Source organism: Bacillus sp. 2D03, assembly GCF_003946765.1.
Taxonomy (GTDB): domain Bacteria; phylum Bacillota; class Bacilli; order Bacillales; family Bacillaceae_G; genus Bacillus_A; species Bacillus_A cereus.
This window is the reverse complement of the sequence record NZ_RPSJ01000002.1, coordinates 153012-170297: the sequence shown is the minus strand read 5'-3', so window position 1 is coordinate 170297 and position 17286 is coordinate 153012. Positions and strand designations below refer to the sequence as shown.

The following is a 17286-nucleotide window of genomic DNA, read 5'->3' as shown; positions in this document are numbered from 1 at the left end:
ACTAACTATTGTTATTTTTTGTTTTATTTAATAAAAATACGGTGCGTGAAATTTCTGAATATTAACTTCACCAAAACTTGATTGCATATCACTCTAAACTCTTTTCTTATTTACTATAAAAAGTTCCCCTCTGGATTTCCAAAGGGGAACTTTTTATAAGAAAATTATGCGATATGGTTATATTTTGCTAAGAAAGGAATTCGTCTCGCTACTAATGCATACATTTTGAATACGAATTTCGCTATTGGTTCAAACATACGTGTACTTTGCATTACTAAACCGCTCGTAACAATTGTTATGAAAGCTGCACCAAGTATATCTAAAGGATAATGAACACCTACATACATACGTGATATACCGACTAACACTGCCCATAAGAGCGCGATATATTTCAGTTTTTCTCCTCTAAAAATAAATACGAAGGCAATTGAAAATACAAGTACAGAATGATCACTAACGAATGATGAATCTGCTGCGTGTGGTACTAATTGATGTACATCATATGATACGAACGGACGCGGATGGTAATATACTGCGTGTATAAGAACATTTACTACTAATGCAATAATAACCGAAAGCGTCGTATATAAAACTGTATATTGTTTTCTAATTGCATTCTCTTTCTTTCCATTATTAAACCATAAGATAAGCATAAATAAAATGGCTACGTATGCAGCGCTATTTGTAATAGCAACCATTATTGTATCTAATAGTTTGGATGAATCAGCAAAATTATTAAACCACTGAAATACTGTGTAATTCATAATACTCTCTCCCTACTTACAAGTGTTCTTGATTTACACAGTATACAATACCATTATGAAAATGGGCTTAAACTTTTCTCACCTAATTCTCATTTTACTATTACTCATGTGACAATTATAAAACAAATTTTATACGCTATTTATGTATAAAGCTCGTAAACCTTTATAATAAGGCAGTTCGTATTTTTTTCATGATTGGAATACATAACATATTCATTTAAATATACTAATTGCAAAATCATATTTTTTAATTCATTTGAAGTACAATATTTCCGAATTGTTCTCCACGTTCCATACAGCTTAGTGCTCGAATTGCTTCTTCTAACGAGTAAACTTTATCAATAATTGGTTTAATTTGATGTTTTTCTATAAACTTTATCATCTCATTAAATTCCTCACGGCTACCCATGGATGTTCCCATAATATCAATTTGATTGTAAAATAGCGCGCGTAATGGTAATTCAATTTTATCTCCTGAGCTTGCACCAAAATTCACGATTCTTCCGTTTGGTTTTAATACATCAAAATATTTCAAAAAAGTTGCTGGACCTATACTATCTATTATTAAATCTACTTTTTCACCTTGTAAGCTCTCTTCCCAATTTCCGGCACTATGAAAAGAAATATCTGCACCATATTTTGCAGCAAGTTCCATTTTATTCTCTACCCTTGAAGTAACACTCACTTTTGCGCCAATTGCTTTCGCGAATAACATGGCAAATGTAGCAACACCACCGCCTATTCCCGGAATTAAAACGTGTTCGCCGCGCTTCAATCTACCTTTAGTAAAAAGCGCTCTGTATGCAGTTAATGCGGATAAAGATAAAACACCTGATTCTTCCCAAGTAAGATATGACGGCTTTTCTACAACATTTTCAACTGGTACAATTACATATTCAGCAAACGTTCCATCTTTCGGCCCACCTAGCACTTCCGGTAACTCTGGTACTTCAGTAGCATGTTCCCATCCAATACTAGGATTAATAATAACTTCTGTATGTAGTGTAATATTTGAAACTCCTTCTCCTATTTCTGTAACAATTCCTGATCCATCTGACCCTATTACTAATGGTAGATCCATTTCTTTTCTATTATTTATAATAAATAAATCCCTATGATTTAACCCGGCAGCTTTTAACTTTACTTTTACTTCACCTGCACTAGGACTTATCTTAGGTGAAAATTTATATCCTACTCCCTCTAATCCTTTTTTATATTGATGTACAATAGCTTTCATTGCTTAATTCCCCCTTAATATTTCCAATGTACTAGAAATATCAAAATAAATAAAATAGTTTACCTCCAATAATTAGAAATTATATATTTAGTCATGAAAAAACAAAAAATCCCCTCCCTATAAAAAGTGTAGGAAGAGGTTTCAAAACTAGTTAGATAAGAATCTATAAATTCATTGAGTTCTAGCCAATTCTAATATTTTTCGAATAAACGGCGCTTTTGCCTTTGTATATGAAACACGATCAAAAGCATATGTAATAGCAAGTATCTCTTTTAATTCTCTATATTCTTTACGTGCCCATTCATGGCTTATTAGAAAGTCACGAAATAAAATATTGTTCCTCCATTCGTCACTATTATAAATATAAACATGCAAATGATGAGTACCCGCTCTCCACTTTCCTTTTCTAAAAAAACGCCAATTGGTTGCATCTTTTGGAACATACTCATATCCAATTTCCGATAGAACTTCAATCCACTTTTCAGTTATTTGCAGTTCTGTTACGCCAATCATCATATCAATAAGAGGTTTAGCTCCTAATCCTTCTACTGCTGTGCTTCCTATATGTTCAACAGCAATTATTTCTTGTCCTAACAAGGAACAGAATTTCTCTTTTTCTTTTATATACTCTTCAACCCAGTCTTTTTGATACGGTTTAATAACAATTTGTTGATCCATTGTATTCACCTCTTTATAAGTATTTATCATTATATTTATAAAATTTAATATTGTTAGCATAGGATTTCCATAAAATATGTCGAATAGTGGAATGTACAACTTAATTATATTAAATGTGAGGTAAGCTATGAAAGATAATTCCGTCGAAATTCAGTTAAATAGTGTAACATTCCAATTAAAAGAATATCATAATTTTGATTGGCTTATTAAATTAGGGACCGTATTTGCAGTTTTTGACCAGCAAGACTCAGGTAATATAAGTTTTGGTGTAGAAAAAGATGGTCACAAGAAATTTATCAAATACGCAGGAGCACAAACAATTGCATATGAAGGAACAACGGGTGATGCTATTAAAAGGCTAAAAAATTCAGTTACTATCTATGAAGATTTAAAGCATGAATCGCTCATAAGACTAATTGATCATTTTCCAGTTCAATCTGGATATGTATTAATTTTCGATTGGTTTGATGGTGAATGTCTTCATTCGCATTGGAGTTTCCCACCTCCTGAAAAATATAAAAATCCAAACTCACCATTTTATAAATTTAGGCATTTATCTGCTATAGAACGAATTCATTCCTTACATTCCATTTTTTCTTTCCATACTTATGTAGAAAAGAAAAACTATGTAGCAATAGATTTTTATGACGGTAGTATTTTATATAATTTTAATACAAAAGAAACAAAAATTTGTGATATAGATTTATACAGTAAGAAACCTTACATAAATAAAATGGGCCGGCTATGGGGTTCCTCCCGTTTTATGTCACCAGAGGAATTTGAACTAAACGCAACAATTGATGAAAGAACAAATGTATTTAATATGGGAGCAATGGCTTTCTCACTTTTAGGCGGTGAAAAAGATCGTTCTTTTATAAAATGGAAAGCAAGTAAGGAATTATATGAGGTAGCGTATCGTGCTGTAAATAAAAATCGTGCAGAACGTTATGCATCAGTTACAGCATTTTACGAAGCGTGGTTAAAAGCATCTAATGCAGAAAAGATATAACCCTAAATTATTAAAAGAAATATAGAGTTTATACTATTATCATGTAAATTAAAAATGGTTTTATGAGCGTTTCGTACTAGTGTGTTCTAATTTATTATGGCTATTATTGAGGAAGACATATCAGCGATAATTTATGTATATTTTGTATAAGTGTTAGCAAGTTCGTTTGCAAACTTGTTAGCACTTTTTGTTTAAATAATTCACATATTCTTTCTTTACATACTGATTATATTTCCAATTGTGTACTAATGTGTGAGTTTAACTCCCCATATTTTAAACAAAATGGATGGTACAGGGTGATGACAATATAAGTATTTCTTTTTCCTACTATTGCAATTTTTGAAAAGGCCTTTTCTCTCATATCAGGCTCTTTTATTTATTAAAAAAAGATTATTTTATATAGATTACTATAAGCATCCATAAAGCCAAAGCACCAATGATAGCGAGTACTATACGTGTTGATAGTATCCTTACTTCAAAGTCTGTTTTCTTAGAGGGTTCAGGATATGCAATTATGTAAATTCCCTTTAATAATGCAAGCCATGCAATAACCGTTAGGAATCCCTGCCAGTTGAATACCCATACATTATGTAGAATTACAGTACCTAATCCCAGGAAAATCGATAGAAAACCATACATAATACCAAACCCTCTGTCTTCAACCACTAATTTTTTTAACTCACGTAGCACCGATGGACGGACGAAAAGTATTCCCGATACGATAACCGTCATCCACCCCCAGAACAGCCCTAAAAAAGTACTAGTTTCCATTATTATTTCACTCCCCTCAATTATATTTATATTTCAGATATTCCTTCCTTTAGAACAATTCCAGCACTTTTATGTGTAGGTTAAAGTCTGCTCTTTTTTAATACAAACATTCCGTATTCAATGCCCATACTTAATCACACCATTTCTCTACAAAATGAAATTTTTATTAATCTTCCTCACCTCCGTAACAGTTATATAATTCCTAGCATTCTTCCGACTTACTATTCTACTTTGATACACTGGTCTTGTATAAAAACGAACTGTTGCAGGAAGTACGATCATATACTCAGCGTACTCCTGTATAGTTCCAATCCATAGAGATGATTCACTTTTATAAACGACGTACTCCTTTACGTTCAATGTTCATTCTTCCTTTTGATTAAAATAGCACTTTTATTAAAAGTTTCTATCTTTACATCATTCCCTATCCGCTTCTACTGTGCCAAAGCTTGTACTATTTGCATACGCTATTAATAAGGGAGAAGATAGGAGGTTTAAATAGAATGTCTTGCATTATCACAGGATTAACTCAGCCACTTTGTTTAACTCTTATTTATAATATTTCTAACGGTAAACTTGTATTCTCCTCCGTTGAGTACGGATCACGTTCACTATCAACAGAATTTGATTATGATAGTAAGAATCTAGTTATTAGAGTGCCATTTACTGGTGAAGGTACACTTGTATTTAACAATAATTTCGAAGCAAGTTGTGTCACAACGAATATAACTCAACCTTAATCAAATCTATTTATTCTTAGGGAAAAGTAGAATTATACTTCTATTCCCCCCTTCTCCCTCCTTTAATAATGTAAAACTCGCATTGATAATTCAAATAACGTTTTTGTTTCAAAATTGCACCATCATAAAAAACATACATACAATATGATGTGAACTTTTTTTCAATATACATTTTAGTCATAGGGCGCTTTTTTATTACATTTATGAAACATTCATATGTTATCTTCAGTACGTTCTTTTCTCTTTATAATGCCGTGTGAGATATGCTCAGATTTGAAGCCCTAGACCCCCTAAATCTAGGACTTCTCTATTCAAATAACGTTTTTATTTAAATTTAATCCCCCCCTTTATCCAAATAGATTCAAAATTATCTATTTAACATATATAATACTTTTAAACAATTTAAATTCTATACATAAGTAATGGAGGCTTTAAAATGGGGAGTGTCCCAAATTTAACACCACAACAATCAATCTCAAAAAAACAAATTAACCCTAATAAGAATCAACAAACGAATAAAAAACTAAGACGTCGTCTGTTATTAGCACTTGCTTTTATGCTACCTATGGTTATTTCCATTCAAATCTGCATTTACAAACAAGAAGATATGATTCAAGAAAAACAAATTACACTTAATAAAGAAAAGAAAAAATTGTCTGAATTAGAACTGATAGGACGTTATTTTGAAAACGATGTTAAAACTTTAACAGAGAGCGAAGAAGGTATTTTAAAGTTCGCAAGGAAACTATATGGATTCTCTAGAGCTAATGAAACTATATTTCAAATAGCTGAATAACTTTTCAATACATAAGCAATTGTCATGAGTCAAGGAGTGAATTAATGATCATCGCTTTTTATCAAAATTCTATCAAATAACTATTTTATTAAAACATTTCACCTTTTAACTGGACAAGCATATATTATTGTATGGAGTCATCCACTCATAGAAATCTACCTTTCTTATCCAAGAGCACATATATTGTGCTCTTTTTTATGCCCAAATAACTATTTTATTATGTTTCCTAACTTACAGTAATGTCCTTAAAAAAACATTCATATATATTTATCAGATGCATTTTAAAATCCCAGAGTATCAAATACTTTTAAGAGTTGACTGACCAACAATATTCGACTTATCTTTAAAAACTTATTAAAAATAACTTAGATACAAAAAAGCTACGTTTTATATAGGATAAAAAATTATCTTACGCAAAGGAGCTTGATTATTTGTGAATTACCAAAATGATAATAACTCTAACATTCACAAACCTTGCACTTGTCCATCCCCCACGGCTAACAGTTTAAATGTTGTTCAAACTACCCCATCAATAGTTTCTGTAAATTCTGCGATTCCACTAGATACCGTGGTAAATTCTAATGGTACGGCAATCTCATTCACACCACCAACAACTGTTTTACTTGAAGGTGGAAGAACCTATTTGGCAATCTATGAAGTGCAAGTTATCATTCAACCAGGAGGTAATTCGGCAGGTATCACTATGTATTTGAATAATAATCCAATCATTGGCTCTGGTACTTCTCTGGGATATACTGCAGGATTCACTTCTGTATCAGCACCCGCTATTTTCACTACACCTTTAGGTATAACAAGTACTCTTACTGTTCATGTAGGACCATATTCTAATACATTAAATACGTTAGGTTTAACTCTTGCTGTTGTAGCATTAACATAGTTAAATCTAATACTTTCTAAAATAAATTTCTTTGTCCTTTAACTGCGGTTTAGAGTTAACCTCTAAAAACTCACTATAACTACATATAGAAAAAGAATATTTTCTATATCAATAATATTGGGTGACTCGGCTGACACAATTGCTGAGTCACCTATTTATCTATAATAAAATAACGCTTTGATTAAAATTTTTGATTCTGCCATTCAGTAATACAAGCTGATTCAATTTCTTCAAAATCTCCTTTTTCTTCATCAAAATCAATGACAGCATAGCTGGGAACTACTAAAAATTCTTTTCCACAAACGTTACAAGAAGGATCATCAAATACATAAACTCCTTTAAATGTGTCTGGATTTTGCAAATCATAATCAGCATTTTCGAAAACTACAAGACCATTACACCCTTTAACATTACATCTATGTGCTTCAATTGCCATTTCTCATTCCCCATTTATTATTAAAATTCAAATTGTCCCAGCCACGTATCGAATTGCGTAGGTGGGATTTCTTCACCTACTTGGTGCATCTTTTATGTCTATTACTATGTAATTTACTAGCAGTGATCATTTAATTTAACACAATCACATCACATTCTCATAGCATATTTAATCATTTTCATTAAACATAAAATATAGTATAGTACCGAAAATAAAAAAAATTAAAAAAAGAGAATGTCTTCAAAAGTTAATCTGTGGATACTTTTTTGACATTCTCTTTTCTTATTTCAAAGTTTTCAAACAAGAAACTTATAAGCGATTATACGAATGTTATACCCGCACTTGCGAATCCTGTAATAGCAGTAGCTATATCGAAACCAGGTGTAGTTGATGAAACAACAAGTAATATCTTATCTTGTGGAGCTACCGCAATTGCTTCTCCAACAATACCACTTGAAGTAGCACCGATAGCAATTAGACCACTAAATGCTGGTGTTAATAGTAATGGTACACCTACTGGAGTGAAAGTATTACTTGCTGCTGGCGCGCTGTACAACTGCATTTGAATTTGTATGCTTCCTAATGCTAAAGCAACCGCTACACTTACACTAAAGAAGCCTGCTAACGAAGTAATTGTACCTGCGCGAGGGGCTACAAATGCAAAATCAAATACTGGAGGTACAGGACCTATAGTAATTGGACCACCAGGTGGGACAATTACTGGGAAGAATGAACTTCCAAATCCAAGAAGTGCTCCTGTGTTTGCCAATCCACCTAAAACAGTTGCTAATGCTACTGGTCCACCTGATGCAAACGGAATAACCGCTCCAGCTCCTGTTGCTCCTGTTAGGCCTGTTGCTCCTGTTAGGCCTGTTGCTCCTGTTGGACCTGTTGGACCTGTTGCTCCTGTTGCTCCTGTTGCTCCTGTTAGGCCTGTTGCTCCTGTTAAGCCTGTTGCTCCTGTTAAGCCTGTTGCTCCCGTTGGACCTGTTACTCCTGTTGCTCCACCAGTACCTGCTGGACCTGTCGCTCCTGTTGGACCTGTTGCTCCTGTTGGACCTGTTGCTCCTGTTGCTCCACCTCCAGGACCTGTTGGGCCTGTTGGACCTGTTACTCCACCTCCAGGACCTGTTGGACCTGTTGGGCCTGTTGGACCTGTCGCCCCTGGCGTAGCATTGATTAATTGAATTAATAAATTAAAAAGAAGTTGTAAAGTTGCAGAATCAACATTTGAGTCGCAGGATATAGGGATAAGATCTAAAGCGAAGAAGAATTGTGCAAGGGCGCTATAAAATTGTTGCAATAATGTTGACAATTGTCCTAAATTAGGAGCTGGAGATTGTAATAAAACTAAAATACTTTGAGTTAATTGTTTCAAAAAATTAACTTCTGGGGAAGGTAATAAGGAATTTAAGAAAATTAAAAATTGATTAAACACATTGAATAACGCTACTCTGTTTGCATCACTTGGATTTGCAAAAAATGCTGAAATAGCTGATACTAATGAGTTTAGTAAAGTAATTAATTGACTTAATTGTTCCCTAGTAATAGGAACTGACTGTGGATTTTTACAACAATCTGCTGAAAAAACAATCGAATTGCAGTTATTATGATCAAAACAATCATTATGTTTCATTTATTTCCTCCTTATTTAATAATTTTGAGAGAATACTCTTATACTAAGAAACACTCAATTGTAATAGCGTTGAATATTTTTAAATATTCATTTTTCTTAGAATAAAAATAGTTACTAATAATTAAACTATAAAAATTCAGTTTAATTACTTTCACAACTCACATAATATAAGTATACGCATCTATTTATCTAGTGCTTAGATTAATTCCCTAATGAAAAAGCGTATTTTTAAAGGAATACGTTATTACTCCTATCAAGGTGTTTATTTTGCCACTAAACGAAAAGACATATTAATTTATAAGTTCAATAATGCCATTCTAGAGTAATATCAAATGAAGTTTTTTGAAAAAGTTTAATCTTCACAACCTAGTTGTTTATATCATGAGTTTCTAATAATGCATTTCATTTTCCATTAAGAGCTAATCATTTTGCTTTTGCTGACTAATTTTTATTTCTTTGTAACAACTTATACTCATCTTACATACATTATCTTGAATCCTTACTTGTTAAACCATTTAATTGTTCATGACTCACAAACATCAACAATATTTAAATGGTGTACTGATTCATAAAAGAGTACCATATAATGGTGCTCTTTTTTATTTCAACAATTTTATATGAAATCTGTATACTTTTTTGAACAATTTCCAATAAAATTTCTTAAAACCTTAAATAATATCATTGAATATTTACTCCGAGAAAAGAAATTTTTCGAAGAATTCTTTTTTAATACACTAAATATACTTTAAGTACAGAAACTTCTAAGACATTTCAGTTAATATTTCTTTAAGATTGGAGCAGTTAGCTTTTTTGTTCTTATTTTTTGCATACAACATACATTGTTAGTAAGTTCGTTATGTTCACAGAATTAGTTACCTCCTATCTTTAGAGCGCCGTAAACGAGCACTCTTTTTTATATCGGCTTCACCAACGAAGCATTTTTGTCATACCTTAATATTGAAAAGGTATTCAAACTTCATTTCATAAAAGCTTAGTCAAAGGGCACTTATATACATTGCTCTTTGACTAAGTTTTTGTTACAAAATAAAATTCAGGTTCCTTTTTACTCCCGAATAACATTTCCAATTACGTTTATACTATAACTGTAACTTCAAGTTACATATCTGTACTTGTAGGGCCTAATTTCCTTTATACAACGAGTAGTTAGCAAATTAAGCTGACTGCTTCGTTGTGCTAACAAAAGTTTTCATTTTATATATATTCTACAATACTGTTTATACTATAACTGTAATCTTAAGTTACAAAACATAGCGTGTATGTGTATTGTTCTTTTAGATCGCAAAGCAGTTAGTTCACTGAACTAGCTGCTTTGTATTTTAACCATTTCTGCAAGAATAAAATTTATATGCATAATTTCTAAAGTGAAATCCATACTATATTTAGGTCTTAACATCTAAAACCCTTATTTCAACCTTAGACCTAATAAACCGTTCCTCTTCCTTGGGACTAAGCAGTTAGCTTTTAGCTAGCTGTTTCTTAGTTTAAAGAATAACTTTTGAAAATATGTTAATACTATAGATACATCAAAGTGCAAGATGAATAGCCATCGAATTCTTCTTATGCATAGGACAATTAGTGTAACTAACTGTCCTTTTTATTTTTCATAACGCAATATCGTTTTTGTATAAAAACTGCACATTCAATAAAAACATACACAAAATATCATGTGGCATTCATTTTCAATATTAGTTTTGGTCATAGAGCGTTTAAAAAAACGCTCTTTATATTTGCTAATAAATAACCATTTTGCTCAAACATAATCACGGTTTATATAAACAAAGCATATATTTAAATAGACAAGACATAGCTTTTTATTTTACATGCACATTTTTTGTGCATGTTTTTTCTTCAATACAATAACTATTTTATCATATTCCTTGCACTTTTAAATGAGACAAGCATATGTTGTAGTATAGTGTTTCATAACTTATTTACACTTCCCTTTTTCAAGAGTACATATTCGATATGTACTCTTTTTGCATCACTATATAATAACGCTTTTGTCTTGTTTTATAATCTGCCATGCTTCTTTAAAAACTTTTCTAGCTCACTGATCCACTCCAAAGTGAATTTAGTTGGATCTTCAATCATGTCATCCATAATTGAAACTATATTTTTATAAGTAATTTCCGCCTCATCTAATTGCCCTCGCAAATATCCTTTTTGATAATCTTTACTTTTCATTTTCACGCCATCTTTCCAAACTACGAATATATAAGGATTAAAGTTGATGATTTCGTTCGTATTTTGCTTTCGAATTTTTAATGGCCACAATTTTATATTTCGTTTTTTATACAAATTTCAAATTTTGTCTTACTTTACATCTACACGTGCTTGACTTGCTTCTCGACTAAAACCATCTGGATATCTTTTAGCTAATTTTGCAATATTCATTTCAGCAATATCTTGTAACGTATATCCCAGTTCATGCGCCATAATTGATAAATAATAAAGAATATCTCCAAGCTCTAAGGCTAACTTATAAGTGTTTCCGTCCTCTTCTCCTGGACAATGCGATGGTTGAAAACCATGTCCGTGATAAATTGCTTTTTTAACAATATCGGCAACTTCACCAGCTTCGCCTGTAAGTCCTAAAGCTGCATTTGAAACTCGTCCTCCAAAATCAGTTTTGTTATTCCAAGTTCGTAAAGTTGCTTCCTGATAATCATTTAATTCATCAATCGATAAGATACTTGCAATCTGAAAAACTGTAGCTTCATTTATAACTTGACCCTCATTTTTTACTTCACTCATTAATTTAGTTGCTTCTAATACACCATTTTCCATAATGTTCATTTTTGATTTCCCCTTCCTATTTAGCAAATTCCTAATCCTATCGGACGATTTTCAATTAAATACTTATCAGCCTGATCTATTACAAGGAGAGCAACCTCCGCTTGATGTCTCCTTAATGCTTTTGCCATCTTCGGCAAACTCATACCTTGACTCCACATTTTACGAAAACGAACTACATCTCTTTCATCCCAAATGAAGTTAGCTTCTTCTAAAGCGATGTATACCTTCAACCGTGATTCCTTCATCGCTTCATGATTTCTCGCTACACTCATAAGCGAACCTACTTTCTAAAAATAATTATTTTACCTTTTCAGTAAACTTAGTATCTACACGATCAACTTTACCGTTTATCCAAACAGCAACTTGTTCACCAAAACCACTCTCCGGTGGATTGAATGCTGTAACATTTCCATCCTTTACTATTAAAAGCTTGTTGTTACTAACATCAATTTCTACTTTTTTCATATGCCCATCTCCCTTTTACTACCTCATGTACTCAACAACATTAGGTTTAAAGCCACTTCCTAAATAAACCCTTACCGGAATTATTTCTTTTTTATCCCTTGCTGCCTTACACAATTCTTCAGCTGTATCCCAATTGAAAAACTTATCTACAGCTCTTTGAAATCTCCATATTGCCATTACATATTGCTCAAAGATGTCATAGCGATCATCTTGTTTAGTTGTGCGTGGTAATTCATCCGTACACTTTGCATTCTTAGGAACTTGGACACGTACATCTGCATATGTAACGCGTCCATTTCCTTTCTTAACATTGGCTTTCATTACATCGAACTCACAAATTGCTGGATCTACATCGAAAATGTTTAGTTGCTTAGGCATGTGCCAGCCCACTCTTCTGAATAAGATTCAGTAATTCAATTACCCCTTCCTTACTCAAAAACATTCGGCCACCTAGCAACTCTATGTTGGTTTCAGAAATTTCACCGGTTACAAAGCATGACTTTTCATGTTTTCTTAAAACAATGTTTTCACCATCGATATGAAAATCTAGTGCCGTTCCTTCGGCAATCCCTAAAGTTCTGCGTAACTCTATCGGAATTACTACGCGACCTAGCTCATCGACTTTTCTTGCAACACCTGTGTTTTTCATACCTTACTCCCCTTTAGTATTTTTATATTTAATTAGAATCTCATCCAAACGTTTCTTATTATCCTTGAGATCCTCGTTTGAAGCTTGCTGTGGTTGTTGTTGCACTGGTTTAATTTCTTTCTGTTGATGTAACCAATCTGGTACAACTTCAGTTCGATTAGCATAACCTTTACCAGTACGTTTTCTGCTTTGTTGTTGTCTTCGAAATGATGCTTGTGCTACTTCTACATCTTGAATTGTTTTAAAGCCTTGTTGGTGCCAATCTTTTAAAATTCCTTTTGTATAAGACCAATTACGTTTATTGTTTTCTAAAGTAATTTTCATTGCTTCCACTACTAACGATTGATTAAGTTCATCTATCCATTGATTAATTTCTTCTCCCATGAATGGAGAGATATGTCCGAAATTTTTCATATAAAAATCGATTGCGAGATTTTCTACTACTAAAGGTCCTTCTTTTTCTATTTCTTTTTCTTTTTCTATTTCTTTTTCTTTTTCTTGTTCTTTTTCTTGTTCTTGTCCCCCTATCGTGCCACGGTTCGTTAACGTATCGTTATACGAGTCGTGAATAAACGTTTCAATTAGCTTTTTTATGGACTTTTGCTCTATATGTTTGCAGATTGGAATCAACAAAGATATATTTTTCACTTCTTTTAATTCTTTCTTAATTAAATCTTCAACTGGTTTTCCAGCTTTTTTTAGGTTGTATTTTCCCCAATTAAAAATGACTAACTCTCTGGTTTCATTATCGTATTTTATTATCTTGTGATAGTCTTCGAAACGTTGCATCAAAGCCTTTATAGTTTCATGCGAATAACCTGTTTCAAAAGCCATTTGTTTTTTTGTTATTTGATACACACCAATTTGTTTAGTTTGTGGATTAGTTAATAAATATAAGAAAAAGTACTTATCTTCTGGTGTGAAATCTTCTTGCACTTTCACATCATTCCAAAATGAAGTGTGTACTTGTCTAAATATCGCCATCTTTTTACCTCCTAGTACAAATTGCAATATATGTTTGTCCGCTTTTGATAATTCTTTGGATTCTATAATGCGGATAACAAACACTGAAATACTGCTGTATCATCTGTTTTAATTCATCTTTTCTTTTTGCTAAGTCCCAAAACTTATTAGGTACTAGCACTTGATATTCGATTAAATCCATGTACTATTTCCCTACTTTCCGTGGTATACTTAGAACAACTTATTTTTTAGAAAAGGACCCATTGCCGTGGGTCTTTTTATTTTGTTCTACGTCACTCCAAGCCCATTGTTTTATTGGTTCGTAAGTAATGTAAAGCAACCATGCACTACATACGATAAACATTGAGAATATAACTAATGATGTTGTATCTTCCACTAAATCACCTCCTTTTGTGCCTCAAGCCAAGCTTCTAAATCCTTTTGCAGAAAAAGTAGTTTACGCCCTTCTCTTATTACTGGAAACCTAGGGTGATTTGCTAATTCATACATTCTGCAAACCGCAATGTTGAGATAAGCTGCGGCTTCTTTCACTCGCATAACCTTATTTGGTTGTGATTGTTGTTGTAAGTCAGCTATTGCTAATCTGATTTCCTCTCTTACAATTTCACGAATAGATTCTTTAATAAATTGTTCTAAACCCATTTTCTTTCACTCCTCTTGAATAAGTTTCACACAATGAAACTTATTGTTTAAAATTTTTTTCTTGTTCCTTAAATAATATAGTTGTTTCCTTTCCCAATACTTTAGATATATTAACTGCCACATCATAGTAAACCCTTAAATTCCAATTGATTATTTTATAGCAGTATGACTTCGATATCCCTACCCTTTTAGCTAGTTCATGATATTTAAGTCCAGATTCTTCAAATGCTTTTTGAAGTTCTGTTTTAGGTGTATCGGTTTGCATCTGATCACTCCCTTCTGATGCTTACAAGTTCATTATATGTTTCATTACATGAAACTTCAAGTGTTTTTTATAAAAAATTTCAGAATAGGAAACTTTTTTGTTCTTTACGTTTCTTGTCAGGAAACTTTATAATAAACTTAATAGGATTTAGGATTATCGAAAAGTCTTAATAAGGGGAGTTTTTTTATGGATATGAAAGATAGAATAAAACAAATTCGTTTAGAACATAAAATGAACCAAGAACAATTTGGTAAAGAAGTAGATCTTACTAAGGGTACCGTTTCAAAATTCGAAAATGGAAAAGCCTTCCCGAGTCGTGAGACAATAGAAAAAATAGCGAAAAGATTTGCCGTTCCTGTGAACTACTTATATGGAGAAAATAACGAAGCAAACAAGGATGATAATAAATACGAGAAATTTAAAGAAATTATGGCATGGCTAGAACCTCTTCCAAAAGATAAAGAAGATATGGCATTAGACCAGATGTTAGCTATCGCTCAAGCTCTGAATAAACATCATAAGAAAATGGAAAAATAGCCTCTCGAATTAGGATAGGCTATTTTTTTTAATCTCTGCAATATATTCATCTAATTTTTCAGGAGCGAATTCCTTTACTGTATCTAAGAATAGCATTACAATTTCTTCTTTTGTCACCACTAGTTCCCCCTTGCATCCTGTTATTTATACGTGAACTTTCTAAAAGTGGAAAGTTTTTGTCGTTCCAGTCAAAATGTTTCCATTCCCTTTAAAGCAGAAATGACACTATCTAATAGATAGTGTCATTTCTTGTATTTATATAATTATCCGCCTCCGGGACCTGGATCAATCATGTATAGAATTGTTTTTTGTTCTTTAGCGCTTTGTACTTTATCTTTTTCTGTCACTTGAAAAGTTGTGATAGAAAAACAAGCTACAACTACAATAGATAACACTACTTTTACAAACTTATTTTTCAAGTGCTTCACCACCTTTTATGTATAGTTTAATTATAACATTCCAATGCTTCTTTTGGTAGAAACATATAGAAGAAATCACCTGATTTAGAAAAACTTTCAAGGGATAGTTCTAAGTATCTTTTTCCTTCTTTGCCTCCAACCGCGAGCCCCATATAATACAATTGAAAACTACTAAGATAACCGTTGTTAATTTTTAAGGTCTGTAAAATTCTAATTGCTTTTTCATTCTCGCCTAACCTTACATATAAAAACGCTCTCTCGGCTTCATCTAAATCATCAAAGTTAATAGTATGTAAATCTCTCTTATGGTATATCCTTAAAAACAAAAGTGTATTAAGGACTTTTTCTCTCCTTAATTCTAGTTTCTTATTAGGTGGATCACCAATAGCTTTTAGTGACTTTTCCATGTACTCTTTAGCTTTCTGATAATCGGAGAAAACATAACTTTCTCCAATTTTACAATACGCTACCGCCTTAGTACTGACATAACAATTCGTCTCATCGTTTATTATATCAAAACATTGTTGACGAGATTCTCTTAACTTATTTTCGTGAAGATTCACAAAAATCTCCATTTCTTTTATTCTTAACAAAAATGAATCTCTTAAAGAGCGACATTTAATTTTTATAATATCAGGTAATAATTGTTGAATATATTCATTTACCATCTTGTAATTACCTAAATCAAAAAAAGAATATATTGTGTTTAGAATCAACATTATTACAAGTTCATTATCAATATATTTTTGATTTTTTCTCATTTTTTCAACTTTCTCAAAGAACACCTTAGGTGTAATCGTATTTTCACTTCTTTCTCGCAATGTTTGGTATAAAGGAACCAAGTTTAAGTTTATTCGTACTGTTTTCGAAATACCTTTTTTCATTTCTTTTTCGGTCTCTGATTGGTTGCTCTTAAATTTATTTATCTGTTGCATAATCATATCTTGAAGTTCATATTCTCCAAACATATCTAACACTTCTAATGCCAATTTTAAATTTTTGTGTGAAAGTGTTGGTATACACTCTTTGATGCAGTTTCTTCTAAACTTAATATCTTTAGGCTTATATAACCTAAGTGCATCCACAAAGTGCATAAAATCAAATTTACCCTTTTTATTAAAATAACTATTTACAGTTGTGTGTGTTACTTTAAAACGTATCGCTAACTTCCTATTTGTATAACCGGATAATTTTAGACTTTCTTGCATATCGTTAAAATCCAATAAAACTTGCACAATCTTTGTCCTCCTTATGGACAAAAGACACGTCATCCCTAGTTTTTACATTTAAGAGAAACGTGTCATTATATCTAGGTTGTGTGTTATACTAATGTACGAAGACTTATGACAGTTGTTTTCCCTACTGTGGTTAGGGAGACGGTGTAGGGGTGTTGCAGCACCACTTACACAGTCATGGGTCTTTTTTTATGTCCATTTTTTAGTTATTTTCATAATATCACAAAAATTAAGAATTTTATTCATTTGCTAATCTGAAAATTATTGAGAAAGTTTAATAATTAATATAACAAAGTATTCTTTTATAT

24 protein-coding genes are annotated in these 17286 nt (G+C 32.1%); 5 read left to right on the top strand and 19 right to left on the bottom strand.

From position 1 onward, the window contains the following. Positions 1 to 164: 164 nt before the first annotated feature. The 3 genes from EBQ15_RS05865 to EBQ15_RS05855 form a co-directional block, all read right to left on the bottom strand. Positions 165 to 764 (bottom strand): undecaprenyl-diphosphatase, encoded by a 600-nt coding sequence (locus tag EBQ15_RS05865; RefSeq protein ID WP_001110121.1) that lies wholly within the window; start codon positions 762 to 764, stop codon positions 165 to 167. 247 nt (positions 765 to 1011) lie between these two features. Next, on the bottom strand, positions 1012 to 2001 hold the full coding sequence (locus tag EBQ15_RS05860) for a zinc-binding dehydrogenase (RefSeq protein WP_000644530.1): 990 nt from the start codon (positions 1999 to 2001) through the stop codon (positions 1012 to 1014). Positions 2002 to 2172: 171 nt separating this feature from the next. After that, positions 2173 to 2679, bottom strand: a complete 507-nt coding sequence (locus tag EBQ15_RS05855) for a GrpB family protein (protein ID WP_000372688.1) — start codon at positions 2677 to 2679, stop codon at positions 2173 to 2175. Positions 2680 to 2806: 127 nt separating this feature from the next. On the opposite strand from EBQ15_RS05855, the gene EBQ15_RS05850 reads away from it, so the two are divergent. Then, complete coding sequence (locus EBQ15_RS05850; RefSeq protein WP_000654549.1) at positions 2807 to 3688, top strand: protein kinase domain-containing protein; 882 nt, start codon at positions 2807 to 2809, stop codon at positions 3686 to 3688. A 390-nt stretch (positions 3689 to 4078) separates the two neighbouring features. On the opposite strand, the gene EBQ15_RS05845 is transcribed toward EBQ15_RS05850, so the two are convergent. Continuing rightward, positions 4079 to 4459 carry a hypothetical protein gene (locus EBQ15_RS05845; protein WP_000450248.1) on the bottom strand — a complete coding sequence of 127 codons (381 nt, stop codon included), beginning with the start codon at positions 4457 to 4459 and terminating at the stop codon, positions 4079 to 4081. Between the two features lie 147 nt (positions 4460 to 4606). Beyond that, positions 4607 to 4819 carry a hypothetical protein gene (locus EBQ15_RS31525; protein ID WP_001101128.1) on the bottom strand — a complete coding sequence of 71 codons (213 nt, stop codon included), beginning with the start codon at positions 4817 to 4819 and terminating at the stop codon, positions 4607 to 4609. Between the two features lie 143 nt (positions 4820 to 4962). Between EBQ15_RS31525 and EBQ15_RS05835 the strand changes: the two genes are divergently transcribed. The 3 genes from EBQ15_RS05835 (at position 4963) to EBQ15_RS05825 (ending at position 6893) form a co-directional block, all read left to right on the top strand. Continuing rightward, positions 4963 to 5199 (top strand): hypothetical protein, encoded by a 237-nt coding sequence (locus tag EBQ15_RS05835; protein ID WP_001277642.1) that lies wholly within the window; start codon positions 4963 to 4965, stop codon positions 5197 to 5199. 436 nt (positions 5200 to 5635) lie between these two features. Further along, entirely contained in the window at positions 5636 to 5995 is a 360-nt protein-coding gene (locus tag EBQ15_RS05830; RefSeq protein WP_000536031.1) for a cell division protein DivIVC, read from the top strand. A 433-nt stretch (positions 5996 to 6428) separates the two neighbouring features. Beyond that, positions 6429 to 6893 (top strand): hypothetical protein, encoded by a 465-nt coding sequence (locus tag EBQ15_RS05825; protein ID WP_033693054.1) that lies wholly within the window; start codon positions 6429 to 6431, stop codon positions 6891 to 6893. 181 nt (positions 6894 to 7074) lie between these two features. Here EBQ15_RS05825 and EBQ15_RS05820 read toward each other — a convergent pair whose 3' ends face one another. From EBQ15_RS05820 to EBQ15_RS05770, 12 genes are all read right to left on the bottom strand, one after another. Continuing rightward, positions 7075 to 7329: a hypothetical protein gene (locus EBQ15_RS05820; protein WP_000963460.1), complete on the bottom strand. Its 255-nt coding sequence runs from the start codon at positions 7327 to 7329 to the stop codon at positions 7075 to 7077. A 319-nt stretch (positions 7330 to 7648) separates the two neighbouring features. Beyond that, positions 7649 to 8965 carry an exosporium glycoprotein BclB-related protein gene (locus EBQ15_RS05815; protein ID WP_000682176.1) on the bottom strand — a complete coding sequence of 439 codons (1317 nt, stop codon included), beginning with the start codon at positions 8963 to 8965 and terminating at the stop codon, positions 7649 to 7651. A gap of 2031 nt (positions 8966 to 10996) precedes the next feature. Beyond that, complete coding sequence (locus EBQ15_RS05810) at positions 10997 to 11260, bottom strand: hypothetical protein (protein WP_000267631.1); 264 nt, start codon at positions 11258 to 11260, stop codon at positions 10997 to 10999. A 39-nt stretch (positions 11261 to 11299) separates the two neighbouring features. After that, on the bottom strand, positions 11300 to 11782 hold the full coding sequence (locus EBQ15_RS05805; protein WP_001024298.1) for a nucleoside triphosphate pyrophosphohydrolase family protein: 483 nt from the start codon (positions 11780 to 11782) through the stop codon (positions 11300 to 11302). Between the two features lie 20 nt (positions 11783 to 11802). Then, the gene (locus tag EBQ15_RS05800) at positions 11803 to 12054 is read right to left on the bottom strand and encodes a hypothetical protein (protein ID WP_000109497.1); all 252 of its coding nucleotides are present in this window, start codon (positions 12052 to 12054) and stop codon (positions 11803 to 11805) included. Positions 12055 to 12079: 25 nt separating this feature from the next. Further along, on the bottom strand, positions 12080 to 12247 hold the full coding sequence (locus tag EBQ15_RS05795) for a DUF3954 domain-containing protein (RefSeq protein ID WP_000754942.1): 168 nt from the start codon (positions 12245 to 12247) through the stop codon (positions 12080 to 12082). An 18-nt stretch (positions 12248 to 12265) separates the two neighbouring features. Next, positions 12266 to 12625, bottom strand: coding sequence for a hypothetical protein (locus EBQ15_RS05790; protein ID WP_001125948.1), 360 nt, complete (start codon positions 12623 to 12625; stop codon positions 12266 to 12268). Next, a complete protein-coding gene (locus tag EBQ15_RS05785) occupies positions 12618 to 12896 on the bottom strand; it encodes an AbrB/MazE/SpoVT family DNA-binding domain-containing protein (protein WP_000799073.1) in 279 nt (92 codons plus the stop codon). The genes EBQ15_RS05790 and EBQ15_RS05785 overlap by 8 nt, the downstream gene beginning before the upstream one ends. Positions 12897 to 12899: 3 nt before the next feature. Beyond that, a complete protein-coding gene (locus tag EBQ15_RS05780) occupies positions 12900 to 13880 on the bottom strand; it encodes a DnaD domain-containing protein (protein ID WP_033693055.1) in 981 nt (326 codons plus the stop codon). Between the two features lie 220 nt (positions 13881 to 14100). After that, positions 14101 to 14256, bottom strand: coding sequence for a hypothetical protein (locus EBQ15_RS31055; RefSeq protein ID WP_000390312.1), 156 nt, complete (start codon positions 14254 to 14256; stop codon positions 14101 to 14103). Then, positions 14256 to 14522: a helix-turn-helix domain-containing protein gene (locus EBQ15_RS05775; RefSeq protein ID WP_000522181.1), complete on the bottom strand. Its 267-nt coding sequence runs from the start codon at positions 14520 to 14522 to the stop codon at positions 14256 to 14258. Before EBQ15_RS05775 ends, EBQ15_RS31055 begins: the two co-directional genes overlap by 1 nt. A 40-nt stretch (positions 14523 to 14562) precedes the next feature. Beyond that, a complete protein-coding gene (locus EBQ15_RS05770) occupies positions 14563 to 14787 on the bottom strand; it encodes a helix-turn-helix domain-containing protein (RefSeq protein ID WP_001192731.1) in 225 nt (74 codons plus the stop codon). A 186-nt stretch (positions 14788 to 14973) separates the two neighbouring features. Here EBQ15_RS05770 and EBQ15_RS05765 point away from each other — a divergent pair, with 186 nt between their 5' ends. Continuing rightward, a complete protein-coding gene (locus EBQ15_RS05765) occupies positions 14974 to 15324 on the top strand; it encodes a helix-turn-helix transcriptional regulator (protein WP_000367267.1) in 351 nt (116 codons plus the stop codon). Between the two features lie 263 nt (positions 15325 to 15587). On the opposite strand, the gene EBQ15_RS31050 is transcribed toward EBQ15_RS05765, so the two are convergent. Together EBQ15_RS31050 and EBQ15_RS05760 are read right to left on the bottom strand one after the other, a co-directional pair. Further along, positions 15588 to 15743 (bottom strand): hypothetical protein, encoded by a 156-nt coding sequence (locus EBQ15_RS31050; protein WP_000790840.1) that lies wholly within the window; start codon positions 15741 to 15743, stop codon positions 15588 to 15590. Between the two features lie 26 nt (positions 15744 to 15769). After that, positions 15770 to 16978 (bottom strand): AimR family lysis-lysogeny pheromone receptor, encoded by a 1209-nt coding sequence (locus EBQ15_RS05760; RefSeq protein WP_001197703.1) that lies wholly within the window; start codon positions 16976 to 16978, stop codon positions 15770 to 15772. Positions 16979 to 17286 lie beyond the last annotated feature (308 nt).